The organism is Limnohabitans sp. MORI2 (genome assembly GCF_027925025.1).
In the GTDB taxonomy this organism is placed as follows: domain Bacteria; phylum Pseudomonadota; class Gammaproteobacteria; order Burkholderiales; family Burkholderiaceae_C; genus Limnohabitans.
The window spans coordinates 1,403,009-1,416,494 of sequence record NZ_AP027058.1; the positions used below are offsets into that span (position 1 = coordinate 1,403,009).

A 13,486-nucleotide genomic window follows, 5' to 3' on the forward strand; every position below is an offset into this window, starting at 1 on the left:
CCATGAACGCCAAACCACACAAAAGTTTCGCTTTCGCCGCTGTCGTGCTCTGCACTGTTGTTGCTTTATCTGCTTGTAAGAAAAACACAACTCAAGAAGTCACCAGCCCCCCTGCGGACAACATGCTTGTGTCGGTGCCCGAGAGCTTGCAAGCGCAGATTCAAGTTTCAGAGGTTTTGAGCCAAGACATCTCCGAGACCTTGCGTGTGGCAGGCCAAATTGATTTTGATGAACAGGCCTTGACCCGTATTGGTGCCAGTGTGACTGGGCGCGTGACGCAAATTCATGCCAGCCTAGGTCAAGTGGTCAACAAAGGCGACACACTGGCGCTGATCAACAGCAGCGAGTTGTCAGGCTCACAACTGGCTTATTTGAAAGCGCGTTCTGAAAAAGAGCTGCACCGTCGCAACATGGAGCGCGCGAAAACGTTGTTCGATGCCGATGTCATCAGCGCAGCCGAATTGCAGCGCCGCGAGAATGAGTATGAAATCGCTTCTGCCGAAACACGCGCAGCACAAGACCAACTGCGAGTATTAGGCGTCAGTCCAAAGTCGATTGAGCGATTGGGCAGCACGGGTGTGATCGACTCTGTGTCCAGTGTGATGGCCACCATCAAAGGCGTTGTGGTGGAGCGAAAAATTGCAGCAGGTCAGGTGGTCCAACCCTCGGATGTCTTGTTTGCCGTAGCTGATTTAAGCCGCGTGTGGGCCGTCGCTCAAGTGCCAGAGCAACAAGTAGGACAAGTCAAAGTTGGTCAATTTGTCCGCATTGAGGTTCCCGCACTGGGCCATGAAAAGCTTGAGGGCAAATTGATTTACGTGGGCCAAACCGTCAACCCAGAAACACGCACCGTGCTCGTTCGTTCTGAGCTTGACAACAAAAGTGGCCACCTCAAACCCTCTATGTTGGCCTCCATGCTCATCGAGTCAACGCCCACCCAACGCCTGGTCGTCCCCGTCGCTGCGGTCGTGAGGCAAGACGATGCCGACTACGTGTTCGTCGAAATGTCCGATAAACGTTTTCGACTCACCCCCGTCAAACTGGCCACCGAGCAAAATGGACATCGGGTGGTACTGGATGGTTTAAAACCTAGCATGCGCATTGTGTCTGACGGTGCTTTTCACTTGAACAACCACCGCAACCTTGTAGAGATGGGCAAAGGGAGCTAAGGCATGCTTGAATCCTTGGTCCGTAGTGCTCTAAAGCAGCGCTTAGTCGTTTGTGTTATCGCCGTTGTTTTGCTGTTTTTTGGGTTGAATGCAGCCACCAAACTCTCGGTTGATGCGTTCCCAGATGTCACCAACGTACAGGTACAAATAGCCACCGAAGCGCCAGGTCGTTCGCCTGAAGAGGTTGAGCGTTTTGCAACCGTCCCCATCGAAGTCGCCATGACGGGCTTGCCCGGTTTGACTGAACTGCGCTCCCTGAACAAACCTGGCCTATCCCTCATTACTTTGGTGTTCACTGACAGCACCAACGTTTACTTTGCACGCCAGCTGGTGATGGAACGTTTGATGGAGGTGGGTCAACGCTTGCCCGCTGGCATCACCCCCGTACTGGGCCCCGTCTCTTCAGGGCTGGGTGAGGTCTACCAATACACGCTAGAGCATGCATCAGACGGCAACCGTGAGCTGAGCGAAGAAGAACTCACCCAACGCCGCGTTGTGCAAGATTGGGTGTTGCGTCCACTCTTGCGCTCGATTCCAGGTGTGGCTGAAATCAACTCACAGGGCGGGTACGTCAAGCAGTACCACGTATTGGTGAACCCCGAACGTTTGCGTCATTACAGAATCAGTCTGTCAGAGGTGTATGACGCTGTCTCGCGCAACAACGCCAACTCCGGCGGCGGTGTGCTACCGCAAGCGGCTGAGCAGTATTTGATTCGTGGCGTGGGTTTGATTCAAGGCGTCGGTGACCTTGGCCAGATCGTGTTGAAAGAAGTCAACGGCACACCTGTGTACATGCGTGATGTGGCTGAAGTCAAACTCGGACACGATGTGCGCCAAGGCGCAGTCATCAAAAACGGAACCACCGAAGCGGTCGGCGGCATTGTGATGATGATGACCGGTGGCAATGCCAAAGAAGTGGTGAGTCGCATCAAGAAACGCGTGAAAGAAATCAATGACCGCGGCATGCTACCTAATGAACTCAAAGTCGTGCCTTACTACGACCGTTCAGAGTTGGTGGACGCAGCACTTTGGACTGTCACCAAAGTGCTGATCGAAGGTGTGGTGTTGGTGGTGATTGTGTTGTTCTTGTTTTTGGGCGATGTGCGTTCGTCGCTCATCGTGGTGGCCACCTTGGTGCTCACACCACTGCTGACCTTCATGGCCATGAATAAGCTGGGCATCTCGGCCAACCTCATGTCGCTTGGGGGCTTGGCCATTGCGATTGGTTTGATGGTGGACGGGTCCGTAGTGGTGGTCGAAAACGCCTATGCAAGACTGGGTCGTGCTGCCGAATTGGGCGAAAGCAAGGTACGCGGTATTTTGAATGCGGTGGTCGAAGTGGCCACGCCCGTGATTTTTGGCGTGGGCATCATCATTCTGGTGTTCTTGCCGTTGATGACGCTGCAAGGCATGGAAGGCAAGATGTTTGCTCCCCTCGCCTACACCATTGCCATTGCACTGGCTGTATCGCTAGCGCTGTCGATGACCTTGTCGCCTGTGCTGTCCTCGTACTTGCTCAAGCCGCCAGAGGGTGATGGCGACCATGACACACCGCTGATCAAAGCCTTGAAGACACGCTACTTGAAACTGTTGGACTTAGCCATGTCCAACCAAAAACGCACCGTGCAAGCCTCCTTGGGGGCGTTTGTAGCCGCAGTGCTGATGTTGCCGTTTTTGGGGACGGCCTTCATTCCAGAAATGAAGGAAGGCTCCATCGTGCCTGGCATCAATCGTGTGCCCAACATCTCGCTGAACGAATCTATCAAGATGGAAATGCAGGCCATGAAGTTGGTCATGACCGTACCCGGCGTGAAATCGGCGATCTCTGGCTTAGGCCGAGGTGAATCACCGGCAGACCCACAAAGCGTGAATGAGTCCACCCCCATTGTTAGCTTGAAGCCTCGCAGCGAGTGGCCCTCGGGTTGGGACCAAACTGATATCACCAATGCCATGAGCGAAAAGCTCAAGATCTTGCCCGGCGTGCAAATTGTGATGGCGCAACCCATTTCTGACCGCGTCGACGAAATGGTCACAGGCGTGCGCTCAGACATCGCCGTGAAGGTGTTTGGTGACGACTTAGACGACCTCAAACGCGTCGCCAACCAAATTGCCAAAGTGGCACAAGGCATTCAAGGCGCGCAAGACCTGCGCGTGGAGCGCATCTCGGGACAGCAGTATTTGCAAATTGACATCGACCGCCAAGCCATTGCACGCATGGGCCTGAACGTATCTGACGTCAACGACATGATCGAGACCGCCATTGGCGGCAAGGTCGCATCTGAGGTGTTCGAAGGTGAGCGTCGCTTTTCTGCCGTGGTACGTTTGCCTGAGAGCTTTCGCAACAACATAGAAGCCATTTCCAACATCATTTTGAGCTCCTCACATGGTGCACAAGCTCGCCTAGACGACGTAGCCAAAATTCAAGTGTTAGATGGACCTGCGCAAATTTCACGTGAAATGGCCAAGCGACGCATCGTCGTGGGCATTAACGTGAAAGACCGCGACTTGGGCAGCTTCGTAGCTGAGTTGCAAGCCAAAGTGGGTGAAAAGGTCAAGCTGCCTGAGGGGTATTACTTGGAATGGGGTGGCCAGTTCCAAAACATGGAACGTGCCTTGGGCCACTTGAAAATCATTGTGCCGATCACTGTCGCTGCAATTTTCTTCTTGCTGTTTTTGCTGTTCAACTCGGTCAAGTTCGCCACACTCATCATCACGGTGCTGCCGTTCGCATCGATTGGCGGCGTGATTGGCTTGTTCATCGCGGGCGAGTATTTGTCTGTGCCTGCGTCTGTGGGGTTTATTGCGCTGTGGGGCATAGCGGTGCTCAATGGTGTGGTGCTGGTGTCATACATCCGCAGCTTGCGTGAAGGCGGCATGACGGTCAAACACGCTGTGCTAGAGGGCGCACGCCAACGCTTCCGCCCTGTGATGATGACTGCCACCGTGGCCATGCTAGGCCTCATCCCCTTCCTGATTTCAGATGGCCCCGGCTCTGAAGTGCAGCGCCCCTTGGCCATTGTGGTGATTGGCGGCTTGATCAGCTGCACCTTGCTGACCTTGGTGGTCGTGCCCACGATTTATCACTGGTTTGACGAAAAAGACCCAGAAGCTTGATTGAAGAAAAGAGACTGATATGAAAGAAATCAAAGCCATCATTCGCCCTTCCAAGCTGCCCACCTTGCGCGAAAAGCTGCGTAGCTTGCCTGGCTTTCCGGGTATGACCGTGAGCAAAGCCGAAGGCTGCTCAGCCCCTAGCCTGCACAGCCCCGCCAATTTGAAAGAAGAGTTGACTGACTACACACCCAAGGTGCGCATTGAAATCGTGGCGCCTGACGAGGTGTGCGACAGCATCGTGGACCTGATTGTTCACACCGCGCAGATTGGCCAAATTGGTGATGGTCTGGTGTGGGTCACCGACATCACACGTGCGGTGTTCTTGTACAAGTCTGTCGCTGGGCCAATTGAACGCCCCTGACGCGTCCTTGTGATGCCGCAGCAAGAAGCCAAGCATTGCGCTTGGCTTTTTTCATGAACGCTTGGCCAATGGCAAATTGAGCAGCAAATTTTGTGGCTTGAGTTTCAAGCGCTGGTTGGCATCCACCGCCATCGCTAAATACACGGGCTTACCACGCACCTCGGCCAGCATGTCGTTGGGCTCCACGAACTCCAGCTTAAAGAGGCACAGCAATCGCTCCATGCGATCAGCATCGACCTCTTGGCCTTGGTAAAGGTCGTTGAGCACGCCGCTGGCTTGGGCATCTAAGCCCACATGCCATACCCAGTGGTCGTCGTTGATTTCACGCTCCGTTTGAATGCGCACCTGCACACCTAAAAAGTGCTGCACCCACTTGGCCATCACCTCGCACAGTGCGTTCAGCGCGGGCTGGCCACGGTTGAGGCTCACCACCCAGTCAAAGCTCTCGCTGCGAGGCCAATATGCGTCTTGGTTGTCATCGTTGAGCACATCCAAGTCCACGCTGCGCAGTTTGATGCCGCCTTGCTTGAGCAGCTCGCCAATCGAGCCAAAGCCACTTTGTGTGGCGTGACGCTCCACAATTTCGTCATCAGCCGCCATCACAGCGCCGTCTTCAAGCACGGTGATTTTTTGCGTGTGCATCAGCATCTCTGCAGCACGGGCTTGCATGGCCGTAGGCGCTTTGCCCAACACATGGCGCAACAAGATGTGCGTGATCTGTTGCACCAACAAGGGCGGTACATCTACGCCCTCGCCTTTGAACAAGGCGATGTAGCTGGCCTCTAACGTCGGCAATGTGGTGATGCGCTGGCGAAAGCGCAACCACACGCCGTAGTTATCGGCGGCGTCTTTGTCTTGCAACTCAGAAAGTTCTTGCAGGAGAACTTCGCGACGAGGTTGGTCCATCAAACTGTGATGCAACGCCACTTCAGCTGCACATGAGCTGGCAATAGGGGCCAGCTCAGGACGCTCTAAAAGAAAACGCAAAAAGTCGTCGGTCACCACCAAGTGGCCTGCCTCGTTGGTGGTGAGCAGCGAGTAGCCACAGGTGGGCCAAAGCGAATTTGTCATGGTGGATGGCCAGAGTTGGACGGCGATCAGTAGCCAGGCTTAGCGCCTGCGCGACGCTTGGAGAACAAGCCTGCACGACTGGTGCCTTGTTTTTGGAAACGCTCACGCCGCGCCACCTTGGGATCAACGGTGAGTGGGCGGCAAATTTCAATGCGGTCTAACTCTCGCAGCACATGGTTGCGTGTGGTTTTCTTACCCCATATGCACACGGTAAACAACTCTGGCTGGCTCAGATCAATTTCAGGGCACTGAACCAATAGCCCACTGAGCTGCAAGGCTTCCATCACCGTCACGCCGGCGCTTAAGGCCAACACACGCTCGTGCACCACGCGAGGGGCTGGCGAATACATCACCGTAATCTGCAAGGTACTCACGCGGTGTACACCTGTTCGGCACGCTTGACAAACGCATCTACCAAGGTGGCGGCGATTTTGTCGAACACGGGGCCCACCAAACTGCCAAACATGCTCTCAAAGGCGTAATTCAAGGTCAGCTCAATGCGGCAAGCGCGTTGCGGCTGTTGCGTGTTGGGGTCGAGCAGCGGATGAAAATCCCAAGTACCGTCCAAATGCTTGAACGGCCCATCCACCAGCTCTAGCTTGACTTGGCGACCCTCGATGTGCACGTTGCGCGTGGTGAAGCTTTTGTGAAAGCCACCAAAGGTCATACCGACTTGGGCTGTCGCGCCATCAGCATGGGTTTCGAGCACGCCTGCGCAGTCGCACCAAGGCAAGAACTCGGGGTAGCGGGCCACATCGGTCACCAGCGCAAACATTTCTTCAGCGCTGAACCAGATCAAAACGGACTTGTGTACGGTTTTCATAGAATGGTCGCCATTGTAAGAAGCTCTACTGTCCCCATATCTCCCTAATGGCTACCAAAAAACCTGCAACCCCCTCGCGCATCGCCGACAACAAAAAGGCGGCGTTCAACTATTTCTTCGAAGAAAAGTTCGAGGCAGGCATGGTGCTGGAAGGCTGGGAGGTCAAGGCCGCCCGTGAAGGCAAGGTGCAGCTCACCGACGGCTATGTGGTCATCCGCGATGGCGAGCTGTTTTTGATTGGCTGCCAAATCAACCCGCTGCACACGGCGTCGAGCCACGTTACACCCGACAAAGTGCGTACCAAAAAACTGCTGATGAAGAAAGACGAAATCAAGCGTCTCATCGGTAAGGTCGAACAAAAAGGCCACACGCTCGTGCCCGTGAACTTGCATTGGAAAAACGGCAAGATCAAATGCGAAATCGCGTTGGCCAAAGGCAAGGCCGAACACGACAAACGCGACACCATCAAAGACCGCGAAGGCAAGCGCGAGGTGGAGCGTGCCATGAAGTCACGCCACCGCTGATTACTTCTTCTTGCGCGGTGGCAAGCCCGTGTGTTGCGTGAGCACACGACCTCTCACCACCTTACCAGCCCCTACCGCTTTGGGTGCGCCCGTGCTGTTCTTGCGACGCGCACTCGTATAGGCCCCATCGGTTTGAGGCTGATAGGTGGGGATCAAATGCTGTTTGCCGTTGCCAATCAAGTCGGCACGGCCCATGGCCTTTAACGCCTCACGCAGCAACGGCCAGTTGTTGGCATCGTGGTAGCGCAAAAAGGCTTTGTGCAAACGGCGGCGGCGCTCGCCGCGCACGATGTCTACGCTCTCGCTGGTGCGCGTGATGCGCCCGAGCGGGTTGCGCCCCGAGTGGTACATGGCCGTGGCCGTGGCCATGGGGCTGGGGTAGAAGGTTTGCACTTGGTCGGCCCTGAAACCATTGCGCTTGAGCCACAAGGCCAAGTTCATCATGTCTTCGTCGCTGGTGCCGGGATGCGCCGCGATGAAGTACGGCACGAGGAACTGCTTCTTGCCTACCTCTTCGCTGAACTTGTCAAACATGGTTTTGAAGCGGTCATAGGTGCCGATGCCGGGCTTCATCATCTTTGACAGTGGCCCACCTTCGGTGTGCTCAGGGGCGATCTTGAGATAGCCACCCACATGGTGCTGCACCAACTCTTTCACATACTCGGGCGACTTCACAGCCAAGTCGTAACGCAGGCCTGAGCCGATCAAAATCTTCTTGATGCCCTTCAAGGCACGCGCACGACGGTAGATGTTGATGAGCGGCGTGTGGTTGGTGCCCAAGTTTTGGCAAATACCGGGGAACACGCAGCTGGGTTTGCGGCATGCGGCCTCAATCTCGGGGCTCTTGCAACCCAAACGGTACATATTCGCAGTGGGGCCACCAAGGTCTGAAATGACGCCCGTGAAGCCCGGCACTTTGTCCCGGATGTCCTCAATCTCGCGAATGACCGACTCTTCGCTGCGGCTTTGGATGATGCGGCCTTCGTGCTCGGTGATAGAGCAAAACGTGCAACCGCCAAAGCAACCGCGCATGATGTTGACGCTGAAGCGAATCATCTCCCACGCTGGGATTTTGGTCGCGCCGTCATGGCTGCCGTTTTCATCGGCGTAGTCAGGGTGTGGGCTACGCGCGTAGGGCAAGTCAAACACATGGTCCATCTCTGCGGTGGTGAGCGGGATGGGCGGTGGGTTAACCCACACGTCACGTGCGGTGTGGCCTTCGCCGTGGGCTTGCACCAAGGCGCGGGCGTTGCCGGGGTTGGTTTCTAAGTGCAGCACGCGGTTGGCGTGGGCATACAGCACGGGATCAGATTTAACTTGCTCGTAAGACGGCAAACGAATCACGCTGCGGTCACGCGGCGGCACTTTGAGTGCACCTTTGCCTTGGAAAGCGGGGTTGGGCACAAAGTTCAAGGGCGAAACGGTAAAGCCTGCATCTGCCTTCGCACCGGCTTTGGCATTAGCGGCATCGGCCACGGCGTTGGCTTCGTCTTCACGCGCACAGGTTTCGCCTTGGGCTTTGGCTTGTTCGCTCACCATCAAATAGGGGTTGACATGCGCCTCGACCCTGCCCGGTGTATCAATGCTGGTGGAGTCAATCTCAAACCAGCCCACAGGCGTTTCACGGCGCACAAACGCGGTGCCGCGCACGTCGGTGATGTTTTGCACCGGCTCTTTGGCCGCCAAGCGGTGGGCGATTTCCACAATCGCGCGTTCAGCATTGCCGTACAAAAGCAAATCGCATTTGCTGTCAACCACGATCGAGCGGCGCACTTTGTCAGACCAATAGTCGTAGTGCGCAATGCGACGCAGCGAGCCTTCGATGCCGCCCAACACAATGGGTACATCGTTGAAGGCTTCTTTGCAGCGCTGGCTGTACACCAACGCGGCGCGGTCGGGGCGCTTGCCGCCCACATCACCTGGGGTGTAGGCATCATCGCTGCGAATTTTTCGATCAGCCGTGTAACGGTTGATCATTGAATCCATGTTGCCGGCAGTGACGCCAAAAAACAGGTTCGGTTTGCCAAGCGCCTTGAACGGCTCGGCACTTTGCCAATCGGGCTGAGCAATGATGCCCACGCGGAAACCTTGGTTCTCCAGCATGCGGCCAATCACCGACATGCCAAAGCTAGGGTGGTCCACATACGCATCGCCCGTGACGATGATGATGTCGCAGCTGTCCCAGCCCAGTTGCGTCATTTCCTCGCGCGACATCGGCAAAAACGGAGCCGTGCCAAAACGGGCCGCCCAGTACTTGCGGTAACTGGTCAGCGGCTTGGCGTTGCGTGGAAATAGGGAGACGTCGGCGTAGGCATTCATGAAGGCCTCAAGTGTACGGGCTAGGCTCTTTCCTTCAGGTTTCAGGGGCTATCGCCAAGGCCCTTGAAAAGTGCTTTTCAGGCGGTACTTCAGGACAGCGCTTGCACCGTGAGTGGCTCGTGCCACAAGTGCGACATGACGGCTTGCGCTTGCGCCACATCACCCGAGGTGAAAAAGCGCACCGAGCCTGGTGTGGTTGCGCTAGACAAACCGCTGCTTTCATCCAAACGCCGCACCAACTCACGGGCCACGGCTTCGGCTGGGTCGATCAGCGTCACACCCTCACCCACAAGACGCTGAATGGTGTCGCGCAAAAAAGGGTAATGCGTGCAACCGAGCACCAAGGTGTCGGCGCCCTGCTCTAGCAACGGCGTGATGAATTGGCGCAGCAAGTGCTCTGTATCAGCGCTGTGCAAATCAGCACGCTCCACCTGTTCAACAAGACCAGGGCAGCCTTGCAGCAAGATGCGTTTGTCTGCGGCGTACAAGGCCACAAGCCTAGCCACCGCCGCGCTTTGTACCGTTTGGCGCGTGGCCAGTACACCCACCACGCCGCTGCGCGTCAACGCCACTGCGGGTTTGATGGCGGGCTCGATCGCAACCACGGGCAAATGCGTTTGCTCGCGCAAGGTTTTGGCGGCCACCACCGTCGCGGTGTTGCACGCGATGGTGATGCCTTTCACACCTTGCTCCGCCAGCCAGTTGCCCACGGTGAGCGTGCGCTGGGTGATGTGATCTTCCGATTGATCGCCGTACGGTGCATGCCCCGAATCGGCCACATAGACCAAGTGCTCGTGCGGCAGTGCAGCGCGGATGGCACGCAGGACGGACAGGCCGCCTACGCCTGAATCAAACACGCCAATTGCGCCAAGCAGGGGTCGGGTCACACCAGCCTCACACCGTCGAGCCACGCACCACCAAGGACGTGGGCAGCAATTTGGAATCAGCGATTTGACCGTCCAACACCTCTTGCAATGAGTCCATCAACACACCACCCGCGACATCGATGGGCTGGCGAACTGTGGTGAGCGGCGGAAAGCTGTGAGACGCCATGTCAATGTCGTCATAGCCCACCACACTCACCTGTTCTGGAATAGAAACACCCTGCCCTTTGAGTACGCCCATGGCATTGATCGCGATCAAATCACTGGCCGCAAAAATGGCATCAAACGCAACACCACTTTCTAAAAAGCCAAGTAACGCAGCCTGCGCCTCTTCAGCCGTAAAAGGCGACTTGATGTAGAGCTTGGGATCAACTGGAATACCCATTTTTTTATGCGCTTGCAAATAGCCTTCATGGCGTTTGGCAGCCTCAGGCATTTCGGTATCACCCATGAACACAATGCGGCGACGGCCCAAACCCAGCAAATGCTCTGTGGCCAGCGCCCCGCCCGACTTGTTGTCGCTACCCACACTGCAATACAGCTGACGTGGCAACTGCGCGCCCCACACGGCCATAGGCACATGGCGGCGAGCCAATTCATTGAGCTGGTCATGATGCCCCCACTGTCCGATCACGATGATGCCTTTGGCACGACCCGTGTCGTACAACGAAGCCATGTCGTCCAAATGGTCTGCATCCACACGAGACAGCAATAAATCGTAATTACGGTCTGTCAAAGCATCTGCCAAGCTACCCAGCATGCCCAAGAAGAAGGGGTCAGAAATGTGCTGACGGGTTTTGCTGTCGTAGGGAATCACCACACCGATGGTGCGGTTGTCGCCCATGCGCAAGCTTTTGGCACTTTGGTTGATGGTGTAGTTCAGAGAGCGGGCTAACTCGATAATGCGCTGACGCGTTTCATCGTTCGTCAACGAACTGCCGTTCAACGCACGCGAGACCGTAGATGTCGACACGCCCGCCATGCGAGCGATGTCGATCATCTGAATTTTGCGTTTGTCGTTGTCTGAACTGGCCATGCGTTTGGAAATTGGTTTCACCACTTGAATACCTTCCAATCATAGGGCGTCATTTCGCCAAAGAAATCCAGAGCTTGGCCATCTGTACAACAGTGGGTTCACCCGTCACGCTTTGGAGCATGGTTTGGGCTTGCTCAGCTTGTTTGGCTTTGAGTAAAGCGATACCGCAGTGCAACTTGGCATCCGCCTCACGCTTGAGCCCGCCTTTACTCAAAGCTTTTTGGTATGCCTCGGCAGCCTCAGCCCACTGCCCTTTTGACAGCAACACATCGCCCAACTGCACCAACAGCGGACCGTTGTCAGAAGCCATGCTGAGTGACTTGAGTGCTTTGTCATCCTCGGCAGCGCGTTGCTGGGCTTGCTGCTTGAGCTTGGCAGCATTCGCTGCGGTGGCACCTTTGTACAAACCTGCCGCTTGGCCTTGGTCTAAAACACGCAAGGCCTCGTAAGGCAAGCCCGCCTTGATGGCGAACTGCGCTGTGTCTAAATAGTCTTCAGCCTCTTCCATCGTCCCCGCGGCATCCATCAAGCGCGACACATCGAGTTGTGTGCGTGCATTGATGCCAGGCGCACGGCCCATGCTGTTGAGCAGGTCCGACCAATAGTCTTTGCTTGGGAAACGTGTCACCAACTGTGTCAAGGTACTGGCATAACCCGCATCGTCCTTGAGTTGCTTTTGGCTAAAAGCATAAATGCGTAGCTCAGATTCCTCGGCCTGATAGCCAGCAGCTTTGTAGGCCTCTTGCATTTCCTGCACCACATCTTTGTGCAACCCCTGCAAGGCCAAGGCCTGCACTTTCATGATGTGCACGCGTTGGTTTTTACCGCCCTCTTGCGCATAACGACGTGCCCATTGCACCACTTTGGCGTGGTCTTTGTTGCGTTGACTCACGCTCACCATGGTCTCCGTCAAAGTGGCTCGGTCGGCCGCTGAAAGTTCTTTGTTTTGCAGCAAGTATTCCAGCGAACTAGAGGCCACATCAAACTTTTGCGCGTTCATCGCTGCCACGACAGACAAACGCTCTAGGTACATTTTTTCGGGTTCGGTGAGCTGAGGGGTGGCGCGCGCCTCTTGAATTTTTTGCAGCGCGACATCGGGCTGCTTGGCTTGAATCGCTTCTTGCGCTGCTTGCAAAGGCTTAGACACTTCTGGACGCATATTGACTTGCGCCACCGAATGCAAGGCCACACCCAACACGCTCAATGCAAACAATTTTTTCCATGATGTTGTCATTTGCATACTCCTTAAAAAAATGCCTCTTCCGGTGAGGGAAGAGGCAAAGGGTTTCCCTCTTGAAGAAACCTTGAAGAAATTAATTCACAAACTGCTCAGATCCCACGATGCCGAGCTTGTTCAAACCCAATCGTTGAGCATTGGCCATCACTGCCGCCACAGCCTCATATTTGGCCTTGGCGTGAGAGCGCAAATGCAACTCTGGCTGAGGGTCCATCTTGGTCGCTTCTTGCAGCTTGAGATCCAAGTCTGCACGCGTTGCCAAAGGCTTGCCGTTCCAATTGATCACGCTGTTGGCGTCCACATCAATCTTGATCACCACAGGGTCGACCTTCTTGGTGGGTGGCTTAGACACTGGCATGTCCAAGTTCACGCTATGCAACTGCGCAGGGATGGTGATGATCAACATGATCAACAGCACCAACATCACGTCAATCAAGGGCGTGGTGTTGATGTCCATCATCACTTCGGGTTCACCGCTGCCTGATCCTTGGCCTACGTTCATTCCCATGTCTTGCTCCTTAGATCAGTTTGGCTCGGTGATGAAACCGACCTTGACAATGCCTGCACGCTGCACGGCATACATCACACGACCCACTGATTCAAAATCGCTGCGAGCATCGCCGCGAATTTGCACTTCGGGTTGTGGGTCTTTCACCGCAAAAGTTTTCATACGGTCCAACAAGTCAGTTGAGTTCTTGATCGGTGTGTCGTACAGGTAAATATTGCCCTGCGCATTCACCGAAATAATCACGTTCTCTGGCTTGGTTTCTCGGATCAGGTTTTTCTCTTTGGGGAGGTCCACCTTCACCGATGTGGTCACCACGGGAATGGTGATCAAGAAGATGATCAGCAGCACCAACATCACGTCCACAAGGGGGGTGGTGTTGATCGTGCCGATGATCTCGTCATCTGCATCCGATCCAACGTTCATGGCCATGATGGTGACTC

At 55.4% G+C, this 13,486-nt stretch carries 13 protein-coding genes; 4 read left to right on the top strand and 9 right to left on the bottom strand.

Annotation, left to right across the window (positions count from 1 at the left end; genetic code table 11):
- Positions 1–2 precede the first annotated feature (2 nt).
- Genes QMG27_RS06605 through QMG27_RS06615 form a run of 3 tightly spaced genes read left to right on the top strand, consistent with a single transcriptional unit; the run spans position 3 to position 4,644 of the window.
- Complete coding sequence (locus tag QMG27_RS06605) at positions 3–1,169, top strand: efflux RND transporter periplasmic adaptor subunit (RefSeq protein WP_281810276.1); 1,167 nt, start codon at positions 3–5, stop codon at positions 1,167–1,169.
- A gap of 3 nt (positions 1,170–1,172) precedes the next feature.
- Complete coding sequence (locus tag QMG27_RS06610) at positions 1,173–4,283, top strand: efflux RND transporter permease subunit (protein WP_281810277.1); 3,111 nt, start codon at positions 1,173–1,175, stop codon at positions 4,281–4,283.
- A 19-nt stretch (positions 4,284–4,302) separates the two neighbouring features.
- Positions 4,303–4,644 carry a P-II family nitrogen regulator gene (locus QMG27_RS06615; RefSeq protein WP_281810278.1) on the top strand — a complete coding sequence of 114 codons (342 nt, stop codon included), beginning with the start codon at positions 4,303–4,305 and terminating at the stop codon, positions 4,642–4,644.
- Between the two features lie 51 nt (positions 4,645–4,695).
- On the opposite strand, the gene QMG27_RS06620 is transcribed toward QMG27_RS06615, so the two are convergent.
- From QMG27_RS06620 to QMG27_RS06630, 3 genes are read right to left on the bottom strand one after another with little or no spacing between them, the layout of a single operon-like run.
- Positions 4,696–5,715, bottom strand: coding sequence for a DUF6352 family protein (locus tag QMG27_RS06620; protein ID WP_281810279.1), 1,020 nt, complete (start codon positions 5,713–5,715; stop codon positions 4,696–4,698).
- A gap of 26 nt (positions 5,716–5,741) precedes the next feature.
- Entirely contained in the window at positions 5,742–6,089 is a 348-nt protein-coding gene (locus QMG27_RS06625) for an RnfH family protein (RefSeq protein WP_281810280.1), read from the bottom strand.
- Positions 6,086–6,538 (bottom strand): type II toxin-antitoxin system RatA family toxin, encoded by a 453-nt coding sequence (locus QMG27_RS06630; RefSeq protein ID WP_281810281.1) that lies wholly within the window; start codon positions 6,536–6,538, stop codon positions 6,086–6,088. The genes QMG27_RS06625 and QMG27_RS06630 overlap by 4 nt, the downstream gene beginning before the upstream one ends.
- A 47-nt stretch (positions 6,539–6,585) precedes the next feature.
- Between QMG27_RS06630 and smpB the strand changes: the two genes are divergently transcribed.
- Positions 6,586–7,062 (top strand): SsrA-binding protein SmpB, encoded by a 477-nt coding sequence (gene smpB / locus QMG27_RS06635; RefSeq protein WP_281810282.1) that lies wholly within the window; start codon positions 6,586–6,588, stop codon positions 7,060–7,062.
- Here the strand turns inward: smpB and QMG27_RS06640 are convergent, their stop codons facing one another.
- The 6 genes from QMG27_RS06640 to QMG27_RS06665 form a co-directional block, all read right to left on the bottom strand.
- Positions 7,063–9,381: a YgiQ family radical SAM protein gene (locus QMG27_RS06640; RefSeq protein ID WP_281810283.1), complete on the bottom strand. Its 2,319-nt coding sequence runs from the start codon at positions 9,379–9,381 to the stop codon at positions 7,063–7,065.
- 89 nt (positions 9,382–9,470) lie between these two features.
- Positions 9,471–10,268: a glutamate racemase gene (gene murI, locus QMG27_RS06645; RefSeq protein WP_281810284.1), complete on the bottom strand. Its 798-nt coding sequence runs from the start codon at positions 10,266–10,268 to the stop codon at positions 9,471–9,473.
- A 7-nt stretch (positions 10,269–10,275) separates the two neighbouring features.
- Positions 10,276–11,322, bottom strand: coding sequence for a LacI family DNA-binding transcriptional regulator (locus QMG27_RS06650; protein ID WP_281810285.1), 1,047 nt, complete (start codon positions 11,320–11,322; stop codon positions 10,276–10,278).
- A gap of 28 nt (positions 11,323–11,350) precedes the next feature.
- On the bottom strand, positions 11,351–12,535 hold the full coding sequence (locus QMG27_RS06655; protein WP_281810286.1) for a hypothetical protein: 1,185 nt from the start codon (positions 12,533–12,535) through the stop codon (positions 11,351–11,353).
- Positions 12,536–12,614: 79 nt separating this feature from the next.
- Complete coding sequence (locus QMG27_RS06660) at positions 12,615–13,046, bottom strand: biopolymer transporter ExbD (protein WP_281810287.1); 432 nt, start codon at positions 13,044–13,046, stop codon at positions 12,615–12,617.
- Between the two features lie 15 nt (positions 13,047–13,061).
- A complete protein-coding gene (locus QMG27_RS06665) occupies positions 13,062–13,475 on the bottom strand; it encodes a biopolymer transporter ExbD (RefSeq protein ID WP_281810288.1) in 414 nt (137 codons plus the stop codon).
- Between the last annotated feature and the right edge of the window lie 11 nt (positions 13,476–13,486).